The 25,010-nt window shown below is 68.6% G+C and carries 21 protein-coding genes, 31 tRNA genes and 2 pseudogenes; 38 read left to right on the top strand and 16 right to left on the bottom strand.

The window, feature by feature from the left end; all coding sequences use genetic code 11:
• Positions 1 to 278: 278 nt before the first annotated feature.
• From AB0C25_RS26875 to AB0C25_RS26860, 4 genes are all read right to left on the bottom strand, one after another.
• The gene (locus AB0C25_RS26875; protein WP_357376968.1) at positions 279 to 1,226 is read right to left on the bottom strand and encodes an alpha/beta hydrolase; all 948 of its coding nucleotides are present in this window, start codon (positions 1,224 to 1,226) and stop codon (positions 279 to 281) included.
• 320 nt (positions 1,227 to 1,546) lie between these two features.
• The gene (locus tag AB0C25_RS26870; protein WP_357376967.1) at positions 1,547 to 2,221 is read right to left on the bottom strand and encodes a hypothetical protein; all 675 of its coding nucleotides are present in this window, start codon (positions 2,219 to 2,221) and stop codon (positions 1,547 to 1,549) included.
• Positions 2,222 to 2,277: 56 nt separating this feature from the next.
• Positions 2,278 to 2,658, bottom strand: coding sequence for an Mth938-like domain-containing protein (locus tag AB0C25_RS26865; protein WP_357376966.1), 381 nt, complete (start codon positions 2,656 to 2,658; stop codon positions 2,278 to 2,280).
• A gap of 228 nt (positions 2,659 to 2,886) precedes the next feature.
• The gene (locus tag AB0C25_RS26860; protein WP_357376965.1) at positions 2,887 to 3,051 is read right to left on the bottom strand and encodes a hypothetical protein; all 165 of its coding nucleotides are present in this window, start codon (positions 3,049 to 3,051) and stop codon (positions 2,887 to 2,889) included.
• Positions 3,052 to 3,386: 335 nt separating this feature from the next.
• On the opposite strand from AB0C25_RS26860, the gene AB0C25_RS26855 reads away from it, so the two are divergent.
• Positions 3,387 to 6,287 (top strand): MXAN_6230/SCO0854 family RING domain-containing protein, encoded by a 2,901-nt coding sequence (locus tag AB0C25_RS26855; RefSeq protein ID WP_357376964.1) that lies wholly within the window; start codon positions 3,387 to 3,389, stop codon positions 6,285 to 6,287.
• A 95-nt stretch (positions 6,288 to 6,382) separates the two neighbouring features.
• Here the strand turns inward: AB0C25_RS26855 and AB0C25_RS26850 are convergent, their stop codons facing one another.
• The 3 genes from AB0C25_RS26850 to AB0C25_RS26840 all read right to left on the bottom strand — a co-directional run bounded on the left by AB0C25_RS26850 (position 6,383) and on the right by AB0C25_RS26840 (position 9,026).
• A complete protein-coding gene (locus AB0C25_RS26850) occupies positions 6,383 to 6,670 on the bottom strand; it encodes a hypothetical protein (protein ID WP_357376963.1) in 288 nt (95 codons plus the stop codon).
• 423 nt (positions 6,671 to 7,093) lie between these two features.
• Positions 7,094 to 8,323 carry a PQQ-dependent sugar dehydrogenase gene (locus AB0C25_RS26845; RefSeq protein WP_357376962.1) on the bottom strand — a complete coding sequence of 410 codons (1,230 nt, stop codon included), beginning with the start codon at positions 8,321 to 8,323 and terminating at the stop codon, positions 7,094 to 7,096.
• A 109-nt stretch (positions 8,324 to 8,432) separates the two neighbouring features.
• Positions 8,433 to 9,026, bottom strand: a complete 594-nt coding sequence (locus AB0C25_RS26840; RefSeq protein WP_357376961.1) for a lytic polysaccharide monooxygenase — start codon at positions 9,024 to 9,026, stop codon at positions 8,433 to 8,435.
• A gap of 893 nt (positions 9,027 to 9,919) precedes the next feature.
• Here AB0C25_RS26840 and AB0C25_RS26835 point away from each other — a divergent pair.
• From AB0C25_RS26835 to AB0C25_RS26740, 20 genes are all read left to right on the top strand, one after another.
• Entirely contained in the window at positions 9,920 to 11,149 is a 1,230-nt protein-coding gene (locus tag AB0C25_RS26835; protein ID WP_357376960.1) for a cytochrome P450, read from the top strand.
• Entirely contained in the window at positions 11,146 to 11,373 is a 228-nt protein-coding gene (locus AB0C25_RS26830) for a ferredoxin (protein WP_357376959.1), read from the top strand. Before AB0C25_RS26835 ends, AB0C25_RS26830 begins: the two co-directional genes overlap by 4 nt.
• Before the next feature lie 328 nt (positions 11,374 to 11,701).
• Positions 11,702 to 13,192, top strand: a complete 1,491-nt coding sequence (locus tag AB0C25_RS26825; protein WP_357376958.1) for an endo-1,4-beta-xylanase — start codon at positions 11,702 to 11,704, stop codon at positions 13,190 to 13,192.
• Positions 13,193 to 13,447: 255 nt separating this feature from the next.
• Complete coding sequence (locus tag AB0C25_RS26820) at positions 13,448 to 14,092, top strand: hypothetical protein (RefSeq protein WP_357376957.1); 645 nt, start codon at positions 13,448 to 13,450, stop codon at positions 14,090 to 14,092.
• 335 nt (positions 14,093 to 14,427) lie between these two features.
• Positions 14,428 to 14,500: transfer RNA gene (locus tag AB0C25_RS26815), tRNA-Trp, on the top strand.
• A gap of 187 nt (positions 14,501 to 14,687) precedes the next feature.
• A tRNA-Ala gene (locus tag AB0C25_RS26810) sits at positions 14,688 to 14,760 on the top strand.
• A 50-nt stretch (positions 14,761 to 14,810) separates the two neighbouring features.
• Positions 14,811 to 14,884 (top strand) — tRNA-Glu (locus AB0C25_RS26805).
• A gap of 16 nt (positions 14,885 to 14,900) precedes the next feature.
• Positions 14,901 to 14,973 (top strand) — tRNA-Gly (locus AB0C25_RS26800).
• Positions 14,974 to 14,980: 7 nt separating this feature from the next.
• Positions 14,981 to 15,057, top strand: a tRNA-Gln gene (locus AB0C25_RS26795).
• Between the two features lie 106 nt (positions 15,058 to 15,163).
• A tRNA-Leu gene (locus tag AB0C25_RS26790) sits at positions 15,164 to 15,238 on the top strand.
• 13 nt (positions 15,239 to 15,251) lie between these two features.
• Positions 15,252 to 15,327: transfer RNA gene (locus AB0C25_RS26785), tRNA-Thr, on the top strand.
• Between the two features lies 1 nt (position 15,328).
• Positions 15,329 to 15,404: transfer RNA gene (locus AB0C25_RS26780), tRNA-Gly, on the top strand.
• A gap of 99 nt (positions 15,405 to 15,503) precedes the next feature.
• Positions 15,504 to 15,575, top strand: a tRNA-Gln gene (locus AB0C25_RS26775).
• Positions 15,576 to 15,580: 5 nt separating this feature from the next.
• Positions 15,581 to 15,658 (top strand) — tRNA-Leu (locus AB0C25_RS26770).
• A gap of 1 nt (position 15,659) precedes the next feature.
• A tRNA-Thr gene (locus AB0C25_RS26765) sits at positions 15,660 to 15,733 on the top strand.
• 60 nt (positions 15,734 to 15,793) lie between these two features.
• Positions 15,794 to 15,865, top strand: a tRNA-Met gene (locus tag AB0C25_RS26760).
• A gap of 13 nt (positions 15,866 to 15,878) precedes the next feature.
• Positions 15,879 to 15,952, top strand: a tRNA-Leu gene (locus tag AB0C25_RS26755).
• Between the two features lie 14 nt (positions 15,953 to 15,966).
• Positions 15,967 to 16,039: transfer RNA gene (locus AB0C25_RS26750), tRNA-Ala, on the top strand.
• A gap of 25 nt (positions 16,040 to 16,064) precedes the next feature.
• Positions 16,065 to 16,137, top strand: a tRNA-Asp gene (locus AB0C25_RS26745).
• A 311-nt stretch (positions 16,138 to 16,448) separates the two neighbouring features.
• Positions 16,449 to 16,706: a hypothetical protein gene (locus AB0C25_RS26740; protein ID WP_357240601.1), complete on the top strand. Its 258-nt coding sequence runs from the start codon at positions 16,449 to 16,451 to the stop codon at positions 16,704 to 16,706.
• Between the two features lie 10 nt (positions 16,707 to 16,716).
• Here AB0C25_RS26740 and AB0C25_RS26735 read toward each other — a convergent pair.
• Positions 16,717 to 17,007, bottom strand: a pseudogene (locus AB0C25_RS26735) (transposase); the annotation flags it as partial.
• Between the two features lie 173 nt (positions 17,008 to 17,180).
• On the opposite strand from AB0C25_RS26735, the gene AB0C25_RS26730 reads away from it, so the two are divergent.
• The 16 genes from AB0C25_RS26730 to AB0C25_RS26655 all read left to right on the top strand — a co-directional run bounded on the left by AB0C25_RS26730 (position 17,181) and on the right by AB0C25_RS26655 (position 18,811).
• A tRNA-Arg gene (locus AB0C25_RS26730) sits at positions 17,181 to 17,253 on the top strand.
• Positions 17,254 to 17,257: 4 nt separating this feature from the next.
• Positions 17,258 to 17,331 (top strand) — tRNA-Pro (locus AB0C25_RS26725).
• Between the two features lie 5 nt (positions 17,332 to 17,336).
• Positions 17,337 to 17,410, top strand: a tRNA-Pro gene (locus AB0C25_RS26720).
• Positions 17,411 to 17,415: 5 nt separating this feature from the next.
• Positions 17,416 to 17,503 (top strand) — tRNA-OTHER (locus AB0C25_RS26715).
• A gap of 1 nt (position 17,504) precedes the next feature.
• Positions 17,505 to 17,580 (top strand) — tRNA-Lys (locus AB0C25_RS26710).
• 3 nt (positions 17,581 to 17,583) lie between these two features.
• Positions 17,584 to 17,657, top strand: a tRNA-Arg gene (locus AB0C25_RS26705).
• 10 nt (positions 17,658 to 17,667) lie between these two features.
• Positions 17,668 to 17,741: transfer RNA gene (locus AB0C25_RS26700), tRNA-Lys, on the top strand.
• Position 17,742: 1 nt separating this feature from the next.
• Positions 17,743 to 17,821: transfer RNA gene (locus AB0C25_RS26695), tRNA-Met, on the top strand.
• An 85-nt stretch (positions 17,822 to 17,906) separates the two neighbouring features.
• Positions 17,907 to 17,978: transfer RNA gene (locus AB0C25_RS26690), tRNA-Val, on the top strand.
• Between the two features lie 12 nt (positions 17,979 to 17,990).
• A tRNA-Glu gene (locus AB0C25_RS26685) sits at positions 17,991 to 18,068 on the top strand.
• A 1-nt stretch (position 18,069) separates the two neighbouring features.
• Positions 18,070 to 18,139: transfer RNA gene (locus AB0C25_RS26680), tRNA-Asn, on the top strand.
• 4 nt (positions 18,140 to 18,143) lie between these two features.
• A tRNA-Val gene (locus AB0C25_RS26675) sits at positions 18,144 to 18,215 on the top strand.
• Between the two features lie 20 nt (positions 18,216 to 18,235).
• Positions 18,236 to 18,310 (top strand) — tRNA-His (locus AB0C25_RS26670).
• 1 nt (position 18,311) lies between these two features.
• A tRNA-Tyr gene (locus tag AB0C25_RS26665) sits at positions 18,312 to 18,393 on the top strand.
• Between the two features lie 265 nt (positions 18,394 to 18,658).
• Positions 18,659 to 18,731, top strand: a tRNA-Arg gene (locus AB0C25_RS26660).
• Positions 18,732 to 18,740: 9 nt separating this feature from the next.
• Positions 18,741 to 18,811 (top strand) — tRNA-Cys (locus AB0C25_RS26655).
• A gap of 91 nt (positions 18,812 to 18,902) precedes the next feature.
• Here AB0C25_RS26655 and AB0C25_RS26650 read toward each other — a convergent pair.
• The 6 genes and pseudogenes from AB0C25_RS26650 to AB0C25_RS26625 form a co-directional block, all read right to left on the bottom strand.
• Positions 18,903 to 18,989 (bottom strand): annotated as a pseudogene (locus AB0C25_RS26650) (hypothetical protein); the annotation flags it as partial.
• Positions 18,990 to 19,080: 91 nt separating this feature from the next.
• On the bottom strand, positions 19,081 to 19,629 hold the full coding sequence (locus tag AB0C25_RS26645) for a nucleotidyltransferase family protein (RefSeq protein WP_357376956.1): 549 nt from the start codon (positions 19,627 to 19,629) through the stop codon (positions 19,081 to 19,083).
• Between the two features lie 10 nt (positions 19,630 to 19,639).
• On the bottom strand, positions 19,640 to 20,161 hold the full coding sequence (locus tag AB0C25_RS26640) for a hypothetical protein (RefSeq protein WP_357376955.1): 522 nt from the start codon (positions 20,159 to 20,161) through the stop codon (positions 19,640 to 19,642).
• A 192-nt stretch (positions 20,162 to 20,353) separates the two neighbouring features.
• A complete protein-coding gene (locus tag AB0C25_RS26635) occupies positions 20,354 to 20,551 on the bottom strand; it encodes a hypothetical protein (protein ID WP_357376954.1) in 198 nt (65 codons plus the stop codon).
• Positions 20,527 to 20,988, bottom strand: a complete 462-nt coding sequence (locus tag AB0C25_RS26630; protein ID WP_357376953.1) for a hypothetical protein — start codon at positions 20,986 to 20,988, stop codon at positions 20,527 to 20,529. Before AB0C25_RS26630 ends, AB0C25_RS26635 begins: the two co-directional genes overlap by 25 nt.
• 100 nt (positions 20,989 to 21,088) lie before the next feature.
• Positions 21,089 to 21,424, bottom strand: coding sequence for an immunity protein YezG family protein (locus tag AB0C25_RS26625; RefSeq protein ID WP_357376952.1), 336 nt, complete (start codon positions 21,422 to 21,424; stop codon positions 21,089 to 21,091).
• Positions 21,425 to 21,484: 60 nt separating this feature from the next.
• On the opposite strand from AB0C25_RS26625, the gene AB0C25_RS26620 reads away from it, so the two are divergent.
• Entirely contained in the window at positions 21,485 to 21,823 is a 339-nt protein-coding gene (locus AB0C25_RS26620; RefSeq protein ID WP_357376951.1) for a GNAT family N-acetyltransferase, read from the top strand.
• A gap of 197 nt (positions 21,824 to 22,020) precedes the next feature.
• Here AB0C25_RS26620 and AB0C25_RS26615 read toward each other — a convergent pair whose 3' ends face one another.
• Both AB0C25_RS26615 and AB0C25_RS26610 read right to left on the bottom strand, forming a co-directional pair.
• Positions 22,021 to 22,848, bottom strand: coding sequence for an SAM-dependent methyltransferase (locus AB0C25_RS26615; RefSeq protein ID WP_357376950.1), 828 nt, complete (start codon positions 22,846 to 22,848; stop codon positions 22,021 to 22,023).
• Positions 22,849 to 23,155: 307 nt separating this feature from the next.
• Positions 23,156 to 24,916 (bottom strand): DUF1996 domain-containing protein, encoded by a 1,761-nt coding sequence (locus tag AB0C25_RS26610; protein ID WP_357376949.1) that lies wholly within the window; start codon positions 24,914 to 24,916, stop codon positions 23,156 to 23,158.
• Positions 24,917 to 25,010 lie beyond the last annotated feature (94 nt).

Genomic DNA, 25,010 nt, shown 5'->3' with positions numbered 1-25,010 from the left:
CCATCGCATAAGCAGTTCCGGCCCGCTCCCCGAATCTCGACAGCGACCTCGCCGTCATCGGGATCCGGACCGTGTGGCATGTCGCGCTCGCCGGCGGCGCTGCCCCGGTCATCGGCAGCTGCGCCACAACGTATTCCGAGTCGGCCGGACACTCCGTGCTCGCTCTACCGGTGACCGCACGCGGTGAGGTCGTCTCCGCAGCCTGGTTGACCGAGAACGCCGGGGCAGCGCCGGTCAACCAGGCTCGCCGGTCCTGTCAGCCGTCGGCCCGATGGCCTTTACTTGACGGTGGTGGTCATCTGTTCGATTTCCTTGAGCACCAGGGCGGGCTTGTCCTGGGGAACGTCGTGCGAGCTTCCCTCGGCGACGACGAGTGTGCGGTCGGGCCCCGCCTTGGTGAACGCCGCTGCGGCGTCGCGCCAGGCCTGAGCGTCCTGCGGAGATCCATCGAAGGGCGTCTTGTCCGACACGATATAGACGACGGGAACGCCGCCGGGCCAGGAGACCTTGTGGTACGCCTGGTGCGTGGGACCGAAGTTGTCGGCCGTGGCGATGAGCTGGCGGTTCGCCTTCGTCGACGGCGCCTTCTTGAGCTCGTCGATCTGCGGCGTGGTTAGCGCGACGAGACGTTGGGTCTGGGTGTCGGTGAAGAATTGCGGCACGTTGGCATCGATGAGCACCGCCCCGGAGACAACGCCGGGGTTCGCGAGGACGAAGTAGTGGGCCACCTCGCCTGCCTGCGAGTGGCCCGCGAGGACCACGTTCTGGGTGACGCCGAGTTCACGCAGACCGGCCTGCAGGTCGGAGGCGGCGGCCTTGGGGTCCCACGGGCCCTTCACCTCCTCGCTGGCACCCAGACCGGCCCGGTCGTAGGTGATGATCTGCGATCCGGTGGCCCGCGACAGCTGCGGCACCAGGGCATCCCAGTACGAGGAGTCCTCGCCACCGCCGGCGTCCAGCACGATTGTGGGAGAACTACCGGGCGTGACGTGGAAGGCAAGCTGATGCCCGTTGGTGGCGACCATATGCAAGCCCGCTGCGGGGGCCGCACCTGCCGGGCCGGCCGCGCTTGTCGAGGTCGAGGGAGCGGCGGCTACCGAACCGGCCGCGGGCGCGGCCTTCGGCGCCGCCGAGTCATCACACCCGGCGACTGCCGCCATCACGGCGACGGGAAGGACGAGGGCCAGGCCGGCCCGATGGAACCGGGAGATCTTCTGCGTGGTCATGAAAATGAGCTTCCACGGTTTCTGGATCTTGCTCGATCCTGCTACCACCCAGTCGGGTTGGGAGTTACCCCTACCCTCGCCAGGGGCAAATCAGAACCCGTCAGGCGGGTGCCCGGTCCGGGTCGGGCGCACCAGCGCCCGCCGGAGGGCCGGCCAGCAGGTGGGTGCTGGTGGACCAGATTCCTGCCACGGCCGCTTTCCCCGCCGGTTCGACTCAACGTCTCGGGCGCTCCGCTGCACCTGTCGAGGCGGCTCTGGACGATGTCCCTCCCGCAGGGCGGCGTCGATGCGCAGGCTTGTCGTCTGCAGGAGCGCGGCAATCACTGGCCCCAGTCCTCCGGAGCCTCGACGAGTTTGCATCGGAGCGCGTCGCGGATCAGCGAAGCATCCTCGCCGAACGAACTGCTGAGATCCCCGTACTCGTGGTTGAGCGCGTCATCTGGATCGAGGCGGCCGATCAGGTCGGCGATGTCGTCGAGTTCGAAGTAGGTCGCGGCCGCGGCAAACGCGACGATCTGCTCGGCGGTGCAGTCGTCCAGCGGCCAAGCGGCGCCGTTGGCCATCGCGCCGTTGTGGAACCACATCAGGTAGGACAGATGCACCAGGCCAACCGGTCCCTCCGGCGCCGCCCACGGTTCCACGTCGAGGGCACGGTCGACGCTCGCCTCGACACGGTCGCGGTCGAGGTATTCGCCTGCGCCCCAGCGCCAGTCCAAGGAGTGCACCCAGTGGTAGTCCGCGTCGGGCGCGCGCAGGATCTCCAGGCCACGGGCGCGGGGGAGGACATTCGTGCCGGACTCGACCAGGTGAAGATCCCGGCCGCGCACGCGCCGTTCGACCCGGCAGTGATCGGGGTCGCTGACCCACACCATGACGCCGTCGTGCTCGAAGACCGGTCTGGTCTCAGGGTCCACCGCGAAGAAGGTGATTTCGAGATCGGCAGGATCGACGACGCGCTGCCGTTCGCGAGCCTTGTACAACCGGAGCCTGATCACGCCCCTGGTGTGCAGGCCGCCCGGCGAGGTGATCCTGAGCCGCGCTGTGGTCGCGTCTAGCAGGTCGAGTGGAACAGCCCTGCGACGGCGGTGCCACTGGTGACGAGGGCGTTGTAGATCTGGACTGCCTCGGTGGTCTCGGCCACGTGGACGGCTACCCCGCGCTCCTCGAGCAGCCTGAGGGTACGCGAGTCGACCTGCAGTCGCAGTTGCATGCCACGCGACAGAACGACGGTCTCGGCGCCATGAGAGAGAAGTTCTTCGACGTCGTCCGGTTGGACACCGGGGCTGTGGCGGGTGCCGGTTTCGGACCAGTCCCACGGGCGGCCGCCGCCGGGGTAGAGCTTGAAGTCCTTGCCAACTCCAAGGTCCTCGACGTCCATCCGACCCCACGAGATCGACAGGACGAGCGGCGAGCGGGTTGTTTCGCTGGACACGGCTTCTCCTCGGTGACGGCAGCCGCGTCGGTCGCGGCACGGACGGAGCTAGGACGGCCGGCCGTCGATCCACAGTATCTTCGAGTGTCGATCCGCGCCCTACACGTTGCTACTCCGGCTAGCTCGGTGTCCGTCCGGGAGCGTCGATGACAGCCGCGTTCAGGCGGCCCGGGTCAGGCGTTCTCAGCGGTGGACGGCATCGGCCGGGGGCAGTCGTCAAACCCCGGGTCAGTTCCAGGGATCGGCGTTCGGATTCTCGCCGAGCAACCGCGCGCTCTCCCGGCACAGGTCCTCACCGAACAGCTGATTGCCACGGGAGTCGGTGCCCCAGGTGTCGTCGGCGACGGCAGCGATGGCGCGCCACGTGTAGCCCTCAGCCCGCCATTGCCTCACTTGCCGCGCTATGTCCGTGGTCACGGTTAGTCCCCATCCATCCGCCACATGTCGAATCTACGCTGCGCCTGGCAACGCACCGATGGTCGACGGCCGTCCGCTCCGGTCCAAGGCTCCGGGGAGCAGGTGGGGAACGGGGAGGCCGGTTAGCCCGGATTAACGGTGTGCGGACGGAACGGCCCCCACCGTACGATCCACCAGCCGGGTCGGCTCCCAGGTGCGCTTCCTTCTGACCCCTCTGCCTGGAACTAGCGTGCCGACTCTCCGACCCGGCTCTCAATCCTTTTCAGGACCGGTAACGGTCGGTGGCCCGGATCGACGGGGAAGGAGGGCCGATGGACGCGGTTGCCACGGTGGTGCTTCGCCGAATCGGGGCGGTTCCACTTCCGACGGCGGGTCCGCCGACCCCCGCCGACGGCCCGGCCTGGGTCGTTGCCCTCGAAGCCGACCTCGCGGCCCGTGGTTGGCTGCTCGACACGGCGCTGCGCGAGCGGTTCGCGTCGCTTGACCCGCTGACGCGTATGCGCTGGGCGGACTGGCTGTCGGCGGTGGCCGACGAGGTCGTCGGCGCGGACCGTGACCACGTACCGCTCTTCCGCCGGTTTCCCGACACGCCGATCGCCCCGGAGGCGCTCTACGTCGAGCGGCTCATCGTTCACCTGCTGCAGACGGCCGCGGCGCCCTGCATTCTCTGCGGGACCGTCGGCAGCGTGCGGCCGCTCGACCCGTGTGGCCATCTCGTGTGTGCCGAGTGTTTCGCACCCGAGGTTTACACCGCATGCCCGATCTGCGGCGGGCGGCTCACGGCCGACAACACCTACCTGCCGCTGATCCCCACCCCGCGGACCGGGTCGGCGTCCCGATCGGGGTACGCGACCACCGCCGCGCCGGTGCGCCTGCGACGGCTCACGCTCGACGTGACCCCCGAGGTCACCGCCGTGCGCCTGCGGGACAGCCTGGTGGCCAGTCCGGCGGCGCTCGGCGCGGCGGACCTGGCCGACCTGCGGACGCTCGTCGCCGCCACCGCACCAGGACGGCTCGACTGGCTGCCGGACGTCGTGCCGGCGCGTGAGACCCTGGCCGGGGTCATCGCCTGGGCGCTGCACGCCACGGCGCTCACCGACACCTCCGGGCAGGTGCTCGCGGACGCCACCGCCTGGTGGCGCACGGCCACCGACGTGGCGCGCACCCTCTGGGTCTACTCGGGCGGCGACCCCGGACTGGTCCTGCCGCGCCCGCGCGAGACAGGCGGGCCGCTGGAGGCCTATCGGCCGGTCGACGAGCCGCGCATCACGGTGGAGATCCCGAGGGTCCGGGCACTGCCCCGGCCGCTGCGCCGCGCCGTACTGGCTTTCCTTGACTCACTCGACCCGGCCACCGCCGCCGAGGACCTGGCGCGCCACCCGGTCGTCTGGAAGCGGCTTGCCGAGCGGCTGCACCCGTTCGAGTGGGCCAGCGCGTATCCGCAGGCCGCCGTCGTGTTCGCCACGCTGCGTGGCACCCGTGTCCCGGCCGTCAGCGCCCTGGGTCGGACCCTGGCGGCTGTCAGCGCCCGCCGGCCGGAGCGGTTGATCCTGTCGAGTCACGCCGACGGCACCGTGTCGGTGCGGGTGCGGACCTTCGCCGCGCTTGTCGAGCAGGCCGTCGCCGGTGATGACGCCGTCGCGGCCGCCGCCCTCCTCGCCGACCGTCCGGGCGACCTGTGGCGGCGTATGGATTACCTGCTGCGCCTCGCCGACGACCCGGCTGCCGAGCAGTTCGTGCTCGACGCCGCCGCGCGGGTCGCGCCGATGGTCGCACCGATGGTCCTCGCGAGCGCGGCCGCTGCCCTGACCGGCCGGGACACGACCATCGCCGTCGAAGCGGCCGAGGCGCGGGTCGCCGTGGCCGCCGACGCCTCGGTCGCCGACGTGGCCGCGGCCGGCAGTACGACCGGGATAGGCGCCGTCGGTGCCGCGTTGCGCCGCGCGCTGGGCATTGGCGGGCCGGCCCGCGGCGAGGTCGTGTCGCCGGTGCCGGCGCGCGGCCCCGAGCCAGGCACCCCACGGCGGACGTTCTTTCCCAAGGGCGATGTCGTACGCACCTGGACGGCGCCGGAGCGGCGCCGGAGGCTGCCCGTCGACGCGGTCGCGCGCGTCCGGGCGACCGTCGACGCGGAACTTGCCGACCGGGCCGGCCGGCTCGACCGGTTCGACGTCGCCGTTCTCGACGCCGAGCTGGCCCACGTTCCCGCTCCCATGCGCGAGCGCGCCGGCTCGGAGCAGTTGGCCGCCTGGTCCCGCGGCAGTGTCCGCGCACTAGACGGCCACGAGGTGGTACGGCTGTTCCTGCACTGGGTGGACGCCGGGTCCTCCCGGGTCGACCTCGATCTGTCGTGTGCGTTCTACGACGAGGCCTGGGCACCGGTAGGGCACTGCGACTACACCCGGCTGCGGTTCAACGCGACGGCCGCCGTCCATTCCGGTGACCTCACCTCGGCCCCGGCCCCGCTGGGCGCGACGGAGTTCCTCGACCTGAACCAGGCCGCGCTCCGGGCGGCCGGGGTCGTGTGGGCCGTGCCTGTCGTGTTGAGCTACAACGACGTCCCCTTCGAGGCGCTGACGGCGGCCTTCGCGGGGTTCTCCCTGCCGCAGGAACAGGGTGCCGCGTTCGACGCCGCCCGGGTCATGCAGCGGTTCGGGCTGCGTGGAGATGCCCGGTCCCTGGCGCCGCTGGTCCTCAACGTGCGCACGGGTCAGGTGATGTGGGTCGACGCGAGTCTGTCGACCCGGGGCTACGGGCACAGTGTCGGCCAGTACGGTCGACGGCTCGGTCGGGTTGCCGCGGACCTGTGGGAGCACTTCGAGGCGGGTACCCGGGCGAGCGTGCTCGACCTCGTCGCGTGGCACGCGGCGGCCCGCAGCGACCGGATCCTCGTCGTCCACGCCGATGGCACCGCCACGGAGGTGCCGACCGGCGCTCCGGCGGCGACGGTGGCGGCGATTCGGGCGGCGGCGGCCGAGCCGAGCGGTCCCGGCGTGCTCACGTCAATCGTCGGGTCGACGGTGCTCGCGTCGATGGTGGACACGAATCGACTGGAATCGGCAGTCGGCGGCGACGTCGCCGGGGGGTCGGCGGCTCTGCTGATCGAGGGCCGGGCCGGCACGCCCTGGACCGCGCTGACCGTCGCCGACCTGACGGCCGGTCTCGTCCCCAGCGCCGTTGCGGCATCGCCGGCGGTCCCGGGCCAGGGGTAGGGGCGGAGTCGACGAGCGGTGGGCGTTCCTGCTCGGAAGTGCCGAAGAGCAGGCGCTCGTCGAAGGGCCCAACGCCCGGCAGGAGTTGGCATCGCTCACTCCGTCTCTCCCGGGCCGGGCAGACCCACCCCAGAGATACGACGTTCCTCCCGCACGGCTTCCTCCACGAATGCCGCCAGTATCGGTAGTGGCAGGCCAGAGTCGATCAGGAAGGCCTCGGCGCCACCGGTGTTCTCGCCGGCGAACGTGACGGTCACGAGGGCCGGACCCAGCTCGCCGTCCACCAGTTCCGCCAGCTCGAGCGCCGGGCCGTCATGCCGTATGGCGTCGTGGTAGGCCATGGCCTGGAACCGCCGACCGCCGTACTCAAGGGGCATCACCATCGGTAGACCTTCGCATCACTCAAGACGAGGCGGTCGGTCGGGTGAATCAGGCTTGGGGACACCTCGACCACATCGGCGACAAGGACCTGATCTTCCACGAATCGCCTGACGATTGGGCTCGTACCATCTACTACGGCAAGGACTCGCGCTGGTGGCAGGGCGAGGACGGGCTCAAGCCGTTGCCGTACGAGTCGGACGCGGGATGGAGAGCGGCGCTCGTGGGCCGAGGGTTCGTCACCAGGCCCACGCAGGCTCGTCCGCAGAGGCCCGTCACCGGAGTTGCTGGTGACGGGCCTCTGCGGAGAGACGGCTTACCTGGCGAGCAGCGGTGCGTTGCGCGGCGGAAGCGCGCTGGTCGGGCACGCAAGCTCTGGTGCTGGCCCGCCTCCGCCGCGCGGGATCGTCCCGAGGTTCAGCGGTTCGTCACCCCGCTGCCGGAGGTGGCGGGACCCGCTCGAACCGTACCCGGCTCAGCCATCCCGGGAGGTCACTGAGCACGTACAGCTCGCCGTGCACATCGGCGCCGAACGCCGTCGGCTGGGTGGGGAAGGTGCCGATCTCGGCGGACTCGTAGCCACCCGTGGACTTGGGACGCACGGCGAATGCGCGGGTCGAGCAGTAGTCGCTCGCGATGTAGGTCCCGCGCGCCTCCGGGGTGACGGACCCCCGGTACACCAGGCCGCCGATGATGGAGCAGTTCTCCGTCATGTAGTGGTCGTACTCGACGACCGGGTCGGTGAGCCGCACGCCCGGTCGGCATTGCGTCTCGTCGAAGACCGGTGTGCCCTCTCGGCAGGACCAACCGAGGTTCGCTCCGCGCTGCGACGGCCGGACGTGGTTGATCTCCTCGATCAGACCCTGGCCGACGTCACCGATCCACAGCGAGTTGTCGGCCGGGTCGATGGAGAACTTCCACGCGTTGCGCAGCCCGTAGACCCAGATCTCCGGCCGCGCGCCCGGCGTGCGGACGAACGGGTTGTCGGAGGGTACGCAGTAGCGCTTGCCCCCGCAGGAGCGGTTGACGTCGATGCGCAGAATCTTGCCGAGCAGGGTGCCGAGGTTCTGACCGCTCTTGAACGGGTCGTTCGCGTTGCCGCCGTCGCCGAGGGACCAGTAGAGGTAGCCGTCGCGGCCGAAGGCCACCTGTCCGCCGTTGTGGTTGCCGAACTCGGCGTGCTCCTGGGTGAGTAGCACCTGCAGCCGGTCGGGAGCACCGATGGGCACTCGCGCCAGGGTCAGCGCGCCGGCCGGCAGGCTCGTGTAGGCCACGTAGAGGATCCCGGTCCGCGCGAAGTTCGGCGCGGGCGTGATGCCGAGCAGGCCCCGCTCGTTGTCCGACGTGTCGATCCGGGCGGTCAGGTCGAGTACCGGCTCTGCGGCCAAGCCGGTGTCGGGGTGGTACGCGCGGACGGTGCCGTTCTTCTCCGCGATCAGCATCCGACCGTCCGGCAGTCCGGTAATGGCGATCGGGCGCTGCAGCCCGAACGCCACCCGTTCGGACACCACGGTCAGCTCGGCCAGTGGCGCCGCACGGGTGTGGACTGTGCCGGCTGCCGCAGTGCTTGCCACCGGCGGTGGCAGCAGAAGCGCGGACAGGGTCAGGATGAGCAGCCCGGCCAGCATGGTGGCCGGGCGATAACGCCGTCGCTGCATGTTCAGCTCCTCGAGCAGGTGGGCGGAGGGTGTGGTCTGGGAGCGGGCCGGCCCAGGGCGCCAAACGCACCCTGGGCCGGAGTGGTGCCATGCCGGTCGGACCTGCCGATCAGGAGATGGTGATGTCGCTGCACCACATGTAGGTCTGGTCCAGGTGTGACGCCCTCCAGAGCACGAACAGGATCTGGTTCCCGCTGCGTGCGGGGAGCGACACGTTGAACGAGATGTTCTGCGCTGGCGCGTATCGCCCGGTCGTCGTGATCAGGTCGAGGTTGCCCCACCCGAGCCGCTGGGTGGCCGGGTTGAACCCCTGCTTGGTGACGTAGACCTGGAAGTAGTCAGCACCGTGGCTGGCCTGGTCGTACATCTGGACCGTGAGGTTGCGGCTGACGGGGGTCGTCTTCCACGCCCCGGGCTGGTTCACGGCGTTGTTCCTGGAGAGGCCGTTGCTGCACAGTTGCCCATCCGGGGTTTTGGCCTGGTACTGGCCGCCGAGACCGTCGCGCAGCTGGCTCATCCAGTTCCACATGGTGTCCGGGTTGGCCTGGAACGCCTGCCAGCACATCGGGTCCTGCTGCTGCATGGCCGGGTTCATGTGCTGGCTGCCCCAGGCCTTCCAGCACTGGTACGCGCGAGTCGCCGGATTGATGACGGTCCCGTGTGCCTGAGCAGCGCCGGTCCAGGGCAGCGTACCGATCACCATCGCGAACATCAGGACGAGCGCCTGGAGGGATCGACGGACGGTTGACCGGGGTCGTCCGCCGGATTGATCGGGCTTGTGTAAACGCACTGTTCATCCTCCGTTCCTCGGTACGAAACATCAGTGTGGGAACGCTCCCAAGGCCACTGTTGCATCTATCAACTCAAATATCAATGCTGATCTATCTATGGGTGGATGTGGAGCGGGCTGTCCGGGATCGTCGGATCTTTGACGGGTCCACGTGGTCCACGTGCCCTGCTCGACAGCCCGGCGTGGTCGGCGCCCCGGCTGCCACGTCGTGCCAGCGGTCATCTCCGCAGAGGTGGAAGCCGTAGCCCTCTTGGACGTGGGGTGCGAGCGGTGGATGCACCCGGGCACGTCAGGCGTCGATCGCGTCGGCCGTCGTGGACGCGTGCCGGGCGATGCATGCGGCGGGCGAGGAACGTCTGCCTGCCCTCAGGGCGATGGCCCGGCGGTGGAACGTGCGAGCGCCTGTCAAAGTGACGCGTTGCTGGCCCTGCGAGTGCTCCCGTGCTGGCCGTTCTCAGCACGGTTGCCCCCGTGCTGCGGCGATATGAGCCATTCCAGCACATCTGAGTCCATGATTGCAACATTGATGAACGTCGTCGTTGCTCCGGCCCGGCTGTGCGTACCCTCCACCGCTGCCCGGGGCGACCGGCCAGGCCAGCTGTCGTATCCAGTCACGGACGAGCGCTCGGGGTGGACGCGGACCAGCCGCCATGGCGATCATCGACATCTGCCGCTACGATCCGATATCGATGAGTCACTGAGCGTTGTTGCGTGCTGTTCGCAAGGCCCTGGACGCGCGCAATTCGGCACCGCTACGAACGTGGTGCCGGCCTGAGGATCACGCCGTCTCGACGAAGGACATCCGGATGACGGACAGTGCGCAGACCATCGGAAGCCGAACCGTTCCGCCCGCGCGGCCGTACCCGTTCAGTGTGCCCGACCGCCTCGTCGTCGATCCGACCTATGGCGAGTTGCGCGAGAACGAGCCGATGACCCGGGTGCAGCTTCCCTACGGCGAGGAGGCGTGGCTCGCCACCCGGTACGAGGACGTCCGTACGGTCCTCGGCGACGTGCGGTTCGGCCGCGCCCCGGCCGTCCAGCGCGACGAGCCCAGGCTCACGTCGCGTCAGCAGTCCAGCGGCATGCTGACCATGGACCCACCCGACCACACCCGGCTGCGCCGGCTGGTGGCGAAGGCGTTCACCGCACGTCGGGTAGAGGCGCTGCGCCCCCGGACCCAGGAGATCGCCGACGCACTCGTCGACGACATGGTGCGGCTCGGTCCTCCGGCCGACCTGGTGGAGCACCTCGCCACACCGCTGCCGATCCAGGTGATCTGCGAGCTGCTCGGGGTCCCGTACGCCGACCGCGACCGCTTCCACATGTGGTCCGAGGCGATCGTCTCGACGACGTCCCTGCCCGTGGAGACGATCCAGGAGTACCTGAACAATCTCTGGGGCTACATGGGTGCCCTGGTCGCCGAGCGCCGCCGCGAGCCGGGGATCGACGACCTGCTCGGCGCGTTGGTGCAGGCCCGCGACGAGAACCAGGATCGGCTCAGCGAGACCGAGCTGGTGGAGCTGGCCGGAGGGCTGCTCGCGGCCGGCCACGAGACCACGGTGACCCAGATCCCCAACTTCGTCTACGTCCTGCTGCACAATCCGGACCAGCTCGCTCGGCTGCGGGCCGACCCGTCGCTGGTGCCGGCCGCGGTCGAGGAACTGTTGCGGTACGTGCCGCTCGGCGTCGGGGCCTCCTTCGCCCGGTACGCCAAGGAGGACGTCGAGGTCGGCGGAGTGCTGGTCCGGGCGGGTGAGCCGGTTCTCGGCTCACTGTCGTCGGCGAATCGGGACGGCACCGTCTTTGCCGACCCGGACCGGCTCGATCTCGACCGCGAGCAGCACCCGCACCTGGGCTTCGGGCACGGCGTACACCACTGTGTCGGCGCGCAGTTGGCCCGTATGGAGTTGCAGGTCGTCGTCGCCACCCTCGTGACTCGCCTACCCGGACTGCGTCTCGCCGTACCGGAAGCCGAGCTGGAGTGGAAGCGGGGCATGCTGGTGCGGGGCCTGCTCGGCATGCCGGTGGCCTGGTGAGTACCGCGTGGCGGATCGGGGTGGACTCGCACCGCTGTATCGGCACGAGCATCTGCGCCGGCACCGCGCCCGAGCACTTCCGCCTGGTCGACGGCCGGTCCGCGCCGCTGGCCGACGTCGCCACCCCGACCGAGGTCATCCTCGACGCGGCCAACTCGTGCCCGGTCGAGGCGATCACGGTCCGCGACGCCATCGACGACCGGCTGATCGCCCCGGAGGAGTGACCCGAAGCCGAGCCCAGCCATCTCGGCTCAGCCTCACCACCGCGCCGGGTCGACGGTGGGCGGATCGAATCAATTCGATATAACATCGGGGCAGGGCAGTCACTCCGCACGGGCGTACGGCGCGGAGTCTCGCCATCCACCGGACGGACCGGGCAGCCGGCGGTGGCAACCGATTCGGGCGCGGCCGGGTTGACGCCGGCTCGGCGTCACCTGCTGCGTGCTGGTCCCCGCGGCGAGTGCGGTGCTCCGTTCGTCGGCCTTCGGCGATCGTCGATTCCGTACCTCGCATCGGTAACGGACCAGTCAGAACTCCGAGGAGAAGGCACCGATGAACGACGTACCCGCTCAACCGAAACGCCGTACCAGGGGTGCCGCCAGGCTGCTTCTGGGCGGGGCCTGCGCCCTGGCGATCACCGTGTCCTCGATGGCCCTGGCGACCTTCGCCCGCGCCGACCTCAGCGGACCGCCCGGGACCACCCTGAAAGCTGCCGCCGAGCGCAGCGGCCGGTACTTCGGCGCCGCCATGGGGGCGGACCGTCTCACTGACTCGGGCTTCCTGACCATCGCGAACCGCGAGTTCGACATGATGACGGCCGTCAACGAGATGAAGCCCGACGCGACCCAGCCCAACCCGGGTCAGTTCGACTTCCGTCGCGGTGATGCGATCTACAACTGGGCGACCCAGCAGGGCATGCGATTCCGTGGTCACACCCTGGCCTGGCACGCTCAGCAGCCGAGGTTCTGGGGAAGTCTCAGCGGCAGCGCCCTGCGGGCCGCGATGATCGACCACATCAACGGCGTCATGGCCCACTACAAGGGCAAGTTCTACGCCTGGGACGTGGTGAACGAGGCCTTCGCCGAGAACGGCAGCCGACGGTCGTCGAACCTGCAGTCCACCGGGAACGACTGGATCGAGGTGGCGTTCAGGACCGCGCGCGCCGCCGACCCGAGCGTGAAGCTGTGCTACAACGACTACAACATCGAGAACTGGACGTACGCCAAGACGCAGGGCGTCTACAACATGATCAGGGACTTCAAGTCCCGGGGCGTCCCGGTCGACTGCGTTGGCCTCCAGACCCACTTCACGGGTGGCAGTTCGCTGCCGGGCAACTTCCAGCAGACGCTGTCCAGCTTCGCCGCCCTCGGGGTCGACGTGGCGTTGACCGAGGCCGACGTCACCAACGCCTCAACCAGTCAGTACCAGGGCCTGACCCAGGCCTGCATGAACGTCCCCCGCTGCGTCGGCATCACGACGTGGGGCATTCGGGACAGCGACTCCTGGCGCGGCAACGAGAGCCCGCTGCTCTTCGACCGCAACAGCAACCCCAAGGCGGCGTACACCGCCGTCCTCAACGCTCTCAACGCCGCCTCCACCACCGTGCCGGGGACCCCGCCGACGACCGCGCCGCCGACCACCGCTCCACCGACCACCGCGCCACCGACGACCGCTCCACCGACCACCGCGCCGCCGACCACCGCTCCACCGACCACCGCGCCGCCGACCACGCCGCCGCCGGGTGGCTGTGGCGCGACGTACCGCATGGTCAACAGCTGGAACGGTGGCTTCCAGGGCGAGGTCACCGTGGCCAACAACAGTTCCGCCACCCTCAGCGGCTGGACCGTACGACTGACGCTGGCGGGCGGCCAGACCATTGCCAACGTCTGGAACGGCATCAACACCGGCACCAGCGGGGCGGTCAGCGTCCGTAACGCCGAATACAACAGGTCGCTCGGCGCGAACGCCTCGACCACCTTCGGCTTCCTGGTCAACGGCGGCAGCAACACGGCGCCCAGCGGTCTCTCCTGCACCAGCCCCTGACCGGCGACACGTACCGGCCCAGCGCCTCGGGACGCGGACCAGGCCCGGAGCTACCGGCTCCGGGCCCGGTCGCCGCCTTGGTCGGTCGGACCCGGGTGACGACGGTCGACCGGCGACAACCTCTCCGCGTTGATCCGTACGAGACGCCTTGCCCGCGCCCGCTGAGCGTGGCGTGCCCGTCTCCAAGCCTTGGGATGATTCGATGTGGTTTGTCTCTCGCGGGTAGGCCACTGTCGTCCGAAAGGGGTGGTCGTGGTGACGGCTGAGGTGCCTGCTTCGGATCGGGCGGAGCGCGGTGCGGGCGCCGCAGCGCGGCTGGACCTGACGGCGATCGTGGCCCTGGCCAGCAATATTGCGTCGGTGGGTCGGCCGACGCTGGTGGGGGTGGAGGGATTCGGGGGAGCCGGTAAGACGGTGTTCGCTCGACGGCTCGCCGGCGCGCTGGGCAGTACCCATCTGGTGCACCTGGATGAGTTCCTCATCGAGGGCGTGGTCAGCGACGAGGACAAGAGCGACTTCGATCGCGCGGAGTTCGTCCGTCGAGTGTTGGAACCGGCTTGGCGCGGGGAGCTGACGGAGTATCGGACGCTGACGGGGATCGAGGGCGGCCCGGGTAGGCAGGTACGGGTCCCGGCGGTGCGGTACCTGATCGTGGAGGGCGTGTCCGCGTACCTGGGTGAGCTGTGGCGCTACTACGACCTTCGGATCTGGGTCGATGCGCCGATGGAGGCGGCCCGGGAGAGGGCCAAACAGCGGGACCTGCGGCGGGGAATCTATGACTCTGCCCGGTGGGACGTGTGGGAACGCTCGGAGCTTGCCTATCGGGCGAAGTACCTGCCGCACACGACCTGCGATGTGGTCTTCGACAACGCTGCTGATCACGTCGACCTTGCCGACTGAACGGGTCAGCGGTTCACCTGCCGGTGATCGACGGCGGTGGAGGCCGACTCGGAATATCCATTGCCATCCGATCGGCACAGCGCCTACCTTGAATGAGCAAGGCAGTCCCGACCACACCAAGGAGTTCCCCGTGATGCAGTACGCCTCCACCGAAACCACGCGGCTCATGCCGCGCGGCGGTGTCGTGCTGCCCTCGATCGGGCGAGCCCACGATCTGTGCGCGAGTGAGCAAAATTGGAAGCCGGGGTGGCGGCGCGAATAGCGCCAACGCAAGCTGCGAAGCCGCCCACCCCGACCGGGATAGGGCGGCTTTTTCGTTACCGGAACAACGTCACAGGGGCGTAGCTCAACTGGTAGAGCACCGGCCTCCAAAACCGAAGGTTGCAGGTTCGAGTCCTGCCGCCCCTGCTTTTCGTCACGGCTGCGGCCGGCGACGTAGCAAATTCTCAACTCCACAGTGGATGGCATTTGCAAGACCCCGGCCGGCGCCTGCCTGGGCCGGCCGGGGGCACTACCTCCGGGACGAGGGAGACGGCTGACCCGCTCGCTTTGGGAGCGAGAGACACGGGGTTCGACACCCCGGTCCCGGACACATGGGGTTGTAGCTCAGCTGGGAGAGCGCCGGTTCGGCAGACCGGAGGTCGAGGGTTCGAATCCCTTCTTCTCCACGCATTCGTGCCCTCCGGACGTAACCGGTGGTGCACGGGAGTAGCTCGATGGGCCGTTGGAGCAAGGTGGCAGCTCACCTGGTTCTCAGCCAGGAGGTTACGGGTTCGAGCCCCGTACGGCCTACGCAAGAAAATGCCATGCGGTCGTGGTGAACTCGGCGGACACGTCGGTCTTCCAAACCGAAGAAGCGGGGTCGGTGCCCGCCGGCCGCTCAACCGTTCCGGGATGCTCTGCTGGCAGGGGCGACGGGACTTTGGATCCCGGTACAGACGCAGGTTCGATTCCTGCTCCCGGAGCTCGCAGTCGACCAGCGGAGAGAGTCGCCGTGGGGGTCACGGATCCGAACTCGACTGCCGCTCACTGGATGATCAAAGGGCCGATGCCGCAGCCCTGCGGAGGCCTGCCCCGGTAGCCCAAATGGTAGGAGGCGGCGCATTCAAACCGCGCACAGTGCGGGTTCGAATCCCGCTCGGGGTACTCAGCACACTATGCCGTCGTAGCTCAGTCGGTAGAGCAGCTCCATGGTAGGGAGCAGGTCGCCGGTTCGACTCCGGCCGACGGCTCCACGCGGTTGTAGCTCAGTTGGTAGAGCGCGACGTTGCCAACGTCGAGGTCGCCCGTTCGATCCGGGTCAACCGCTCCAAGCACCACCGGCCGCATCCTCGGCCGGCGCGCCGGTCCCGTGCTGGCCGACGGGGCGAACGGCTGTTCTCAGGACCAGCCACCGGTCGCCGGCCACCATTCCCGGGTCGTCTATTCGGTAAGACGCCGCACTCTGGATGCGGAGAGCTGGGTTCGAATCCTGGCCTGGGAGCGCAAGCCCTCGTAGTCCAACTGGCAGGAGACGCGGCCATGAGGCGGCCGACAGTGCAGGTTCGAGTCCTGTCGAGGGCACCAGGCCGGTGTAGCTCACGTTGGCGGAGCACCGCATTTGTAATGCGGCGGACGCGGGTTCGATTCCTGTCACCGGCCCTATCAATGAGTTCAAGCCGATGGAGCAACGGCCTTGGTTCCCCGTCGCTGGCTCTTCTCGCCGACGTAGCTCAACGGCAGAGCGTCCGGCTCATAACCGGAAGGCACCCGGCTCGACACCGGGCGTCGGCACTCAGCACCACATGCCCGGGTAGCCCAACGGCAGGAGGCACCTGGTTCAGGACCAGGACAGTGCGCGTTCGAGTCGCGCTCCGGGTACGCAGCAACACCATGGGGTCGTAGCTCAGTTGGTAGAGCGTCGCATTCGCACCGCGAAGGCCGTCGGTTCGATTCCGTCCGACTCCACTCCCCGGCCGCCGGCCGGGACCATGCTGACGTAGCTCAGTGGCAAGAGCACCCGGTTGTCAGCCGGAAGGCCGCGGGTTCGAGTCCCGTCGTCAGCGCGCATGAAGGGTTGGCCGAGTCTGGTCGATGGCGCCGCGTTGCTAGCGCGGAGCGGGGAAACCCGCCGGGAGTTCGAATCGCCGAACAGCACGCGGGCGGCCCGCCTGATGCGTGCGGGTTGGCCGCTAGTACTCCAGCAGGAGATCCGTTTCAAGGCTGGTGATGGCTTGTCGGGGGCGTAGTGGCTGATCTTGGCTACGATGCGTCGTTACCCTGGGCAAGGACGGCAGCATCTCCGGCGGCCTCCCGCTCAGCGGCGAGGGCGTCAGAACCAACCCGCAGGCCTAACCACCGCACCCACGGGAGACCCATGGAAGTCAACGATTACGTCCGGCTCAGCCCCCGGATCATCGACCAGGTCGCACCCAAGATCAGCCCGAAGTACCGGTCGATGGTCCTGATGGCCAGAGGCGCCGGCGCCTGGGACCACGCGATCACGGACCTCGTCGGCGCCTTGTCGGAGGAGGACGTCGTGATCACCACGGCGGAGAAGGACGCGCTGCGGGAGCTCATGGAGTACCTCCGGGAACCTCTGACCTACCTGGAGCAGATCCGGACCTCGGACTGACGGCCGAAGCGTCGACCACCCACACCTGAGGCGTCACCAGATCAACCGCGGCCGTCGCCAGCCGCCACCGCACACCGGCGACATCCCAGGTCGAGGACGTCAAGAACTGCTGCAAGTGCTGGTGATCGACCCCGAGCCGCTGCGCCATCGGCTGCATCGACTTACGCCGGCCGTCCAGCATCAGCCCACGCAGATACCGCAGACCAGTCGCCCGCGGATCCGAGCGCCGCAACCCCGCGAAGATCCCCGCCGCGAAGTCCTCCAACCGCGCCCGCAACCGAACGAGTTCCCGCTCATCCACGCACCGCAGCCAAACACCGCCACAACACCCATGCAAGCGACACGCCACAACGACCTAACAAAGCACTACTAGAGCCTGCCGGCGACGGCAGGCCGAGATGGATGGTCGCCCCCACCCTCCGGGGTGGGACAGAACCCGGCGTATCGGCCGGCTTCCCTCGCTCGCAACACAATGCCCCCGTAGCTCAGTGGATAGAGCACGAGATTACGGATCTCGGTGTCGCTGGTTCGATTCCAGTCGGGGGCTCTTTCGGGATATGGCGCAGTCAGGTAGCGCTCCGGTCTGGGGGACCGGAAGTCGTCGGTTCGAATCCGGCTATCCCGATTCAACGGGTTGCCGCTCAGTTTGGTGGAGCGCACGGTTCGGGACCGCGAGGACGCAGGTTCGAATCCTGTCAGCCCGACTCGTGGAGGGTAGTGCGGAACAGGTCCGCAACCGGTCTCGAAAACCGGCACCGGGTGAAAGCCCGAGGGTTCAACTCCTTTACCTTCCGCCACGCGCCGCTAGCTCATGGGGTAGAGCTGCTGACTCTTAATCAGTAAGTGCAGGGTTCGAGTCCCTGGCGGCGTACCAAATCCCCCGGTAGCTCAGAGGATGGAGCGCTGGTTTCCTAAACCGGGTCGTCGCAGGTTCGAGTCCTGCCCGGGGGACGTCTAATTCGGGCCGCTAGCTCAATGGCGTAGAGCTGCGTACTTTTAATACGTAGGTTCGGGGTTCGAGTCCCCGGCGGCCCACTGCGGGGTAGAGGAGTTCGGGCGTCCTCGCCGGCCTCATAGGCCGGAGATCGCGGGTTCGAATCCCGCCCCCGCCACCACGTCCCCGTCGATTCGGGTCGGGCCGGGCACAGCAAGTGCCAGGCGTAAGCGCGGCACACACTCCGCGACCGGCCCCCTATTCACGCCCTGATAGCTCAGCGGGAGAGCGCCGGTTCGACAGACCGGGGGTCGCTGGTTCGACACCAGCTCGGGGCACGTAACCCACCTGGCGCGGTGGACGAATTGGAAGAGTCGCCCGGCTTTCACCCGGGACATGTGCGGGTTCGAGTCCCGTCCGCGCTGCCATTCCCCTGTAGCTCAACGGCAGAGCGGCCGGCTGTTAACCGGTTGATCTGGTTCGAGTCCAGGCAGGGGAGCCGAGCCCGTATAGCTCAGCGGCAGAGCACCGCTCCCACACAGCGGGTCGCCCTGGTTCGAGTCCAGGTACGGGCACTGGCCTTCGGGCCGTAGATGTGGCTGTAGCTCAGCGGTAGAGCGCCCGGTTGTGGTCCGGGTTGTCGCGGGTTCGAGTCCCGCCAGTCACCCCAAGCGCGTCGTGAGCGGCTGGTCGCTCCCCCGCCTGTAAAGCGGGCGCCTTACGGCACGCCTGGTTCAAGTCCAGGGACGCGCACCGAGATCAAGCGGTCAACAGCGCGTACAGGAGCGGCGCTGTTTGGCCCTCAGTGACTTGGGCAGCCCGCACGCGCACGGAGCCTTGGCCGGCCGCCTCCGGTACTGACACCCGCCGCACAGTCGGTGTCTCGTGGTAGCGACGAACTGTCGAGAGCAGCCGCCGCAGACTCGCGGTCCGGCAGAGTTGGTCATGGACCAATGATTGGGGCAGCAGGTCCCCTCCGCCCGCACGCCTCGGTTCGAATCTCTCCACTCCCACGTATGCCCGCGTAGCTCAGGGGACAGAGCACCAGCTTCCGGAGCTGGGTGTCGGGGGTTCGATTCCCTCCGCGGGTGCTTGTGCCTGGTCGTGTGCCCGAGTGGTGAGGGGGCGGTCTGCAAAACCGCACACGCCGGTTCGATCCCGGTCACGGCCTCGACTGCCATCCACTGCGGATAGAGATATGGGCGGTCGCGTTGGCGCTGCTCGTCGAGAAACCGGGTGCGGAACGCTACGGCGAAGGTGTGGTCGTGCTGGGCGTGGCCGATCAGCGCCTTGAAGACGGCACCAGGATCGGAGTGGCTGAGAGAGTCAGCGAGTGGGCGCAGGTGCACGCGTAGGTCGGGTGGATTTCGTCCTTCCCGGTGGAGGACGGCATGGAGATCAGTTGCCGGCTCCGAGACGAGGGGCCGATGATCAGTTGCGCTAGATCTCCAGCCGCAGGCCGGCCCAACGATGGAGCCATCCCTTGGTCTCCACGCGGTACCGCACCTTCGCGCGGCCCGCGGCGTTGTCCATCGCTGGAGTCGGGCGGACAACCATTCCCACAAGGTCAGTCAGACCGTGGCAGGACACCAGGCGAACAGAGTTGCCCCGCAGGGTCACCGCGACGCACGTCGCCGTCTCGGGCCAGCGCGATATCGCGTCCAGGGTCGACGTGTAGGGCTCGTCGCCGTTGCGCAGATGCATCCGTGCCTGATTACGGATCTCCCACGGCACCTCAGGCAGGGCCACTTTCGCTCGGGCTTCGGCGCGTACGTCCTCGCGGGGGTCCAGTCTGTCCGGGTCGAAGTAGGCGACATCCACGTCGCGCGCCGGTGCGACCGGGAGACCGCTGATCGCGTCCCAGACGCGGTTGCGTACGAAGCCGGCACCGATCCACCAGTCCGGTAATCCGAGGTCGGCCGTAGCCCGAAGGACTCGTATTGCTCCCGGGTTCGACTCGATCACGCCCACCACGTCCTGCGCGCTCATGACCATCTCGTTAGCGGCCAACTCGCCGCGCGAGGCCGCCATAGAGGTGGACACGGTTGTCGACAACGTAGTCCGGATCGCCGCGCAGAAACCGGTCGCCTGCGGCACTGCCGTTGCTGACGTGGACCATCCAGTCCTCGTAGTACCAGCTCGGGTCGCACTCGCATCCGGTGTGCCGGAAATTGGCCCGGTACCGGCCGACCTGCCCGTGGGCGAGGGTGAACAGGCGGGTCGACACTCCCGTCCGGGGAAACGCCGCGCTGCCGGGCAGACGCTCGACGGTGACCACCGAGCCCTCGAAGGCGAGCCACAGGGTCAGGTCGCGGGCGATGCTCACGCCACCGGCCAGTACGTCGCTGCGGAGCGAGTAGCTGGCGGCCTCATCGGCCAGGACGTCGTGGACCACCACATCGCCCGCTGGCAGCGGCGCAGGAAGTGTCACCGGACGGTTGAGTCCCCGACGGGCGTTGGCCTGTGGGGCGCCGCGCCCGGCCGCACTCCATCGCACACGTACCCGCTGGATGACGATCACGCCCACAGCATGGGCCACGACAACTGGTCTCGTCAGCCGATATCCACTCAGGCCGCATCGAGCGGGTCGTCGGCTCCTCGACCGGTCCTGCGTGGAGCAGCTGCCTGGCTGGCGGTGAGGCTCCGTACGGTGCCGGTACTGGGGGAGCAGGTGGGGAGCAGCCGGGTGGCCCGCGACGTCACTGACGTGCGGTCACTCCGCCTTCGTCTGGATTCCGTGGTCGGCCTTGCCGGGCCGCCGGTGCTTCCAGGAGTAGATGAGGGCCGCCAGGCCCAGGACGGCGAGAGCGCCAGCGATCGCCGCGTGAACGGCGAATCGCCCCTGGAGTGCGCTGCCCGACTCACGCCGCCGGCCGTGCTCGGGGATCAGGTGCTGTAGAGCCCGTCCCACGGTTCGGTGAACCCGAGGCGGTCTGGGTACAACTCGACCCGGTCGCCCCGCTCAGCGTCGGACTCGTCGATCAGACCGAACGTGACACCGTCCTGGACCACGCGAAACAACTGGATGGCGATGTCGCCGTACCGTCGATCTGGTAGCTGATCGAGCAGGCCCTCCACGTGGGCCTCGGCCTGGTCGCCAAGCTCACCTCGCAGGTACGGAGCTGTGGCCACGAGCGAGATGTCAGACCGGCGGTGGCGGCCCTCGGCGTCGAACAGGTGCAGGTAGGCGTACCAGCGGATCCGTTCCCGGTCCGGATCCGACGCGTGGTCGTCGTCGCGATGGGCGCCGTGTATCCCCGCGTAGAACTGACCCTCGGCGTACCGCCCCACCCTGTCGGTGCGGTAACCCGCTTCGCGGGCGATCGGCACCAGATCAGGTAGCGACATGCCGGTGACAATACCTCTGACGGCACTGGGGCGTGGTGCGTCGCTGTTGTCAGCGGCGCGTGACTGAGTAGCGGAGGTACCTCTGCGTTCACGGTGAGTATCAGTCGGTGGGAGGCTCGTACGAGAAGTCGACCGCGAAGGTGCCGTCACGCTGTGCGGTCATGGAAAACCCGTACCACGGCTCGTTGTCGTCTTCGATCGTCAACTCCCGCAGGTCGATAATCAGGCCGGCGATCTCGTCGACGGCCTCGTCGGGATTGTCCTCCCCGCCGAAGTGGAACGCCTTACCGTCGGGGCTCCGGAGCTCGAGGCCCGCGTGGGCGTAGTTGACGTCGGCTTCACCGTCAACGGTGATTGCCGCCGCCTTGTCCGGCAGAATCGACATGAGGATCTGCCCGATCCTGGTGATGATGTCGCTGTCACGACCGTCGGGCACTGATGGCACCTTTCGTGGTTTGGGAACGTTTACCGAGCTGGGCGACCATCAACTCGGACCATGTCACGCAGTCCTCACTTGTGGATTCGGGTGAACGCCGAGCTGGTCGGTTGGGGCTGTCTGCGGTGGCATCCAGGGCGGGAGGTGGAACTGGACACCTTCGGCCTCAAGCCGGAGTGCATAGGGCATGGCTATGGTGGCTACGCCCTGTCGCTACTGACGCAGGCGGCATGGACGTTGCCGGGGCCGCAGAGCGGCGCAGAGCTTGGCGGGCGCACCCGGCGAGTCTGGCTTCACACCACGAGTTGGGACCATCCTCACGCGCTGACCAACTATCTGGCCCGCGGCTTCGCGTTGGTCGGCTGTCGCGTTTCCGAGCGGTGGACGAGTGGTGGATAGCAAGCAGGCCGGCGGCGGACGTCATGTTGCTTCCGCGGCCGGTTGGCGCAGCTGACTACGCAGGGGGCGGCTGATCGGCAGCAGCCGGGAGGCGTCTGGCGGCACCGCGTACGGGAGACGGGCGGTGCGTGTTTCGCCTGGGGCGGTGTGTCCGTCGGCGGAGCGTGCTCTCGCCGACGGATCAACCGGAATGGAGCCTACGGTTTGCGGGCCAGGAGCCCGACGAATGTGTGATAGGTGTCGGTCTGCTGCGGAGCGGGCGTACCCGGATCTGGACGCCACTCGGCCAGCGGCACCAGTCCCGGTTCCAGGACCGTCAGTCCATCGGCGAACGAGAGGATCTCCTCGTCGGTACGCCAGCGGCCGGTGCCCAGCGACTCGTTGAAGACCCGCTCGACCTCGCGGGCCTTGCGGGAGCCCTCGGGGTCTCGGTCGCCCGGGTCGCGGAAGTGCGAGATCGCCACGTAGCTGCCGGAGGGCAGCGCGTCGATCAACGCTGCCGCCACCGCTCGCGGATCCTCGTCGTCACCGAGGTGGTGCAGGATCGCGAACAGCAACAGCCCGATCGGCCGGTCAAAATCGAGGAACCGACGCACGTCCGGATGGTTGAGGATCTCCTGCGGTGCGCGAGCGTCCGCCTGGATCACCGTCGCGGTGCCCTCCGCGGCGAGCAGGGCCCGGCCATGGGTCAGGACGATCGGATCATTGTCCACATACACCACCTGAGCCTTCGGGTTCTGCTCGGTGGCGACCTCGTGCACGTTGCCCTGGGTGGGCAGCCCCGATCCGATGTCGAGGAACTGGTCGATGCCCGCCTCGGCGACCAGAAAGCGAATCACTCGACGCAGGAAGGCACGGTTCGCCTGGCCGGCTGCCGGCCCGTCCGGCGTTATCCGCAGGGCGTGCTCGGCGACCTTGCGGTCGACCTCGAAGTTGTCCTTGCCGCCCAGGAAGAAGTCATAGACCCGGGCCACGCTGGGAATGTTGGGGTCGATGCCGGGGGGTGCCGCCTTGTCGAGGGTCACAGGCGTCTCCATTCGTCGGGAATTGGCGCAGGTCGAGGTCTACGGGCGGTGCCGGCGATGCGGCGAGTGTAGCGATCGGGATGGTTGTTTTCCGCCCCGACTGGTCCGCCGTGCAGCGGGGAGCTCACCATCCGTGCCAGCCGTACCCCGGATGGTGCGAGGGCGATGGATTTCAGCACCTGCCGCCAAGATGCCCGTCACCGGAACGACCGGCAACGGGCATCTTGGCGTTCACCACGAGGTTGGGCAGCAGGCCGTTTTCGGACCGGCGGGTGCCGCACCTCTCGTGCGGAGACTTCCCGGGGCGTCAGGAGCAGTTCTTGCCCTTGTTGATGCAGGTGGCGATTCGCTGCATGGCCTGGGCGGAGTTGACGTTGACGAAGTCGTTGTGGTCGGAGAACGGGTTGTGGTTCTCCTCGGGGAAGGAGTCGAGGGCGTACTGGCCTTTGACCTGCACGCTGCGGGCGATGTCGTAGGCCACGGTGACCCGCAGTTGTGGGATCGCCTGGAAGCCCTGCGGGCACGCGCCGGTGGCCTTGTCGGCGAACGCGACGTGGTTGCGGTGGTTGTCGCTGTCGATGTTCCTACCGTCCCAGCAGCCGGGGAAGTCATGGACGCGCTGCACCTGGCTGCCCGTGGGGCAGATCGGGTACTTGTCGGAGAGCCGGTCGGTGAAGCCGGAGCAGGTCCAGGTGGCACGGGCGTTGGCCGGACCGCGGCTGGTGGGCTTGGCGTCGCCGGTGAGAGCCCGGAGGAACTTCGGCATCGGCACCACCTTGCTGACCGGGTTGCCGCGGTACTCGATCAACACCTGCGCCGGGCGGACGATGCCGCCGGTGTTGCCGGGCAGTTCGAAGTTGGGCCCCTGCGGATCGGGCAGCGCCGCGGGTGCGCTGGGCGCGCTGCTCGGTGCCGCCGGGGTGGTGGGGGCCTGGTCCAGCCTGCAGGCGGCGAGCGCGTCGAGACCCGCCGGGCGGGTGGCCTGCCGCCCGATCGCGATGGCGATCCGGTCGAGCGCGGCGGCCCGCTTGGCGCGTAGCGGCCCGAGGATGGCGTTGTCGACGAAGGCCGGGCCGCCCTGGCCACGGCTGCTGACGAGGCGCTCGTTGGCCTCGGAGAGCTGCCGGTCGAGTTCGTCGAGGTTGCGGTTCACCTCGGCGAGAGCCCGATTGGGTACGCCAGGCAGCCGGTCCCGTACGGCCGGGCACTGAATCCGCGGATTCGCGGCCCGGGCGGCGTTGGCGCTCGCCCGGTGGGCGCTGTCCGGCATCCGGGCGTGCATGTCGTCGTAGCTGACGTCACAGTCGACAAGCGAGACCAGGCCGGGCTGGTTGCCACCGCCAGCGGTGATCGTGGTGCTGATCTCCTTGAGCAGTACGGCCCGGCGGGCCCGCAGCGCGTCGATGACCTCCCGGTTGAACGCGGCGTCGATCCGGCCCCGGCTGGCGGTCATCCGCTGGTTCGCGGCGGCCTGCTGGCGATCCAACTCGGCCAGCAGACGGTCGACGGTGTTGCGGGCCGAGGTGGGGACGGCCCGCAATTTCCTGCCGGCCGAGGGGCAGACGACCATCGGCTGGGTCTGGGCGAGGGCCTGCTGGACCTGTCTGCCGCTGCGGACGGTCTTGTCGATGCGTACCACGGGCCAGAAGTAGGACGATTTGTCGCCGTTGCGGCAGGTGGTGCCAGCGGCGTCCAGATCGGCGTCCGAGGAGTTCGCGGTGATGGCCAGGTTGCCGACGAAGTCGTGGACGTGTTCGGCGCCGTTGCGGATGCCGGGCTGGGCCACCGGGTTGTCCGGGCTGAACTTGCCGTTTCCGTTCGTGCCGCAGTCGACGGTGAACCGGCCTGTCGACGCACCGGCGGCCGGCCTCGGGTCCCGTACGTTCGGCGGCACGTTCTCGATCGGCACGAACTGGTCCAGGCTGGTGGCGGCGTCCGCGGTGCCCTTGCCGCCACTGGAGACGAAGGTGGCGGTGAGCGCACCGGTGGCCGCCAGCACCAGCACGGCCAGCGCGATCCTGACCGGCCGGGTCTGGACCCGTGCGGTCCCGTTCTTCCTGCGGTTCATCGGAATCTCCTCAAAGCCGTAAACGGCTCCGGTGATGTGCTGTCCCCAGTCGGTACGGGCCGACGCGCGGTCAACGGTCAACGGTCGCCGGGCA

The sequence above is a fragment of the Micromonospora sp. NPDC048839 genome (assembly GCF_040649915.1).
GTDB lineage: Bacteria > Actinomycetota > Actinomycetes > Mycobacteriales > Micromonosporaceae > Micromonospora.
Note: the sequence above shows the minus strand (reverse complement) of the source record. Positions and strands in the feature narration are given on the sequence as shown.

Coding starts and splice junctions, on each gene's coding strand:
- AB0C25_RS26875 (WP_357376968.1), bottom strand. CDS start 1,226: ATGACCACGCAGAAGATCTCCCGGTTCCATCGGGCCGGCCTGGCCCTC.
- AB0C25_RS26855 (WP_357376964.1), top strand. CDS start 3,387: ATGGACGCGGTTGCCACGGTGGTGCTTCGCCGAATCGGGGCGGTTCCA.
- AB0C25_RS26850 (WP_357376963.1), bottom strand. CDS start 6,670: ATGGTGATGCCCCTTGAGTACGGCGGTCGGCGGTTCCAGGCCATGGCC.
- AB0C25_RS26845 (WP_357376962.1), bottom strand. CDS start 8,323: ATGCAGCGACGGCGTTATCGCCCGGCCACCATGCTGGCCGGGCTGCTC.
- AB0C25_RS26840 (WP_357376961.1), bottom strand. CDS start 9,026: ATGGTGATCGGTACGCTGCCCTGGACCGGCGCTGCTCAGGCACACGGG.
- AB0C25_RS26835 (WP_357376960.1), top strand. CDS start 9,920: ATGACGGACAGTGCGCAGACCATCGGAAGCCGAACCGTTCCGCCCGCG.
- AB0C25_RS26825 (WP_357376958.1), top strand. CDS start 11,702: ATGAACGACGTACCCGCTCAACCGAAACGCCGTACCAGGGGTGCCGCC.
- AB0C25_RS26740 (WP_357240601.1), top strand. CDS start 16,449: ATGGAAGTCAACGATTACGTCCGGCTCAGCCCCCGGATCATCGACCAG.
- AB0C25_RS26645 (WP_357376956.1), bottom strand. CDS start 19,629: ATGAGCGCGCAGGACGTGGTGGGCGTGATCGAGTCGAACCCGGGAGCA.
- AB0C25_RS26630 (WP_357376953.1), bottom strand. CDS start 20,988: ATGTCGCTACCTGATCTGGTGCCGATCGCCCGCGAAGCGGGTTACCGC.
- AB0C25_RS26620 (WP_357376951.1), top strand. CDS start 21,485: ATGTCACGCAGTCCTCACTTGTGGATTCGGGTGAACGCCGAGCTGGTC.
- AB0C25_RS26610 (WP_357376949.1), bottom strand. CDS start 24,916: ATGAACCGCAGGAAGAACGGGACCGCACGGGTCCAGACCCGGCCGGTC.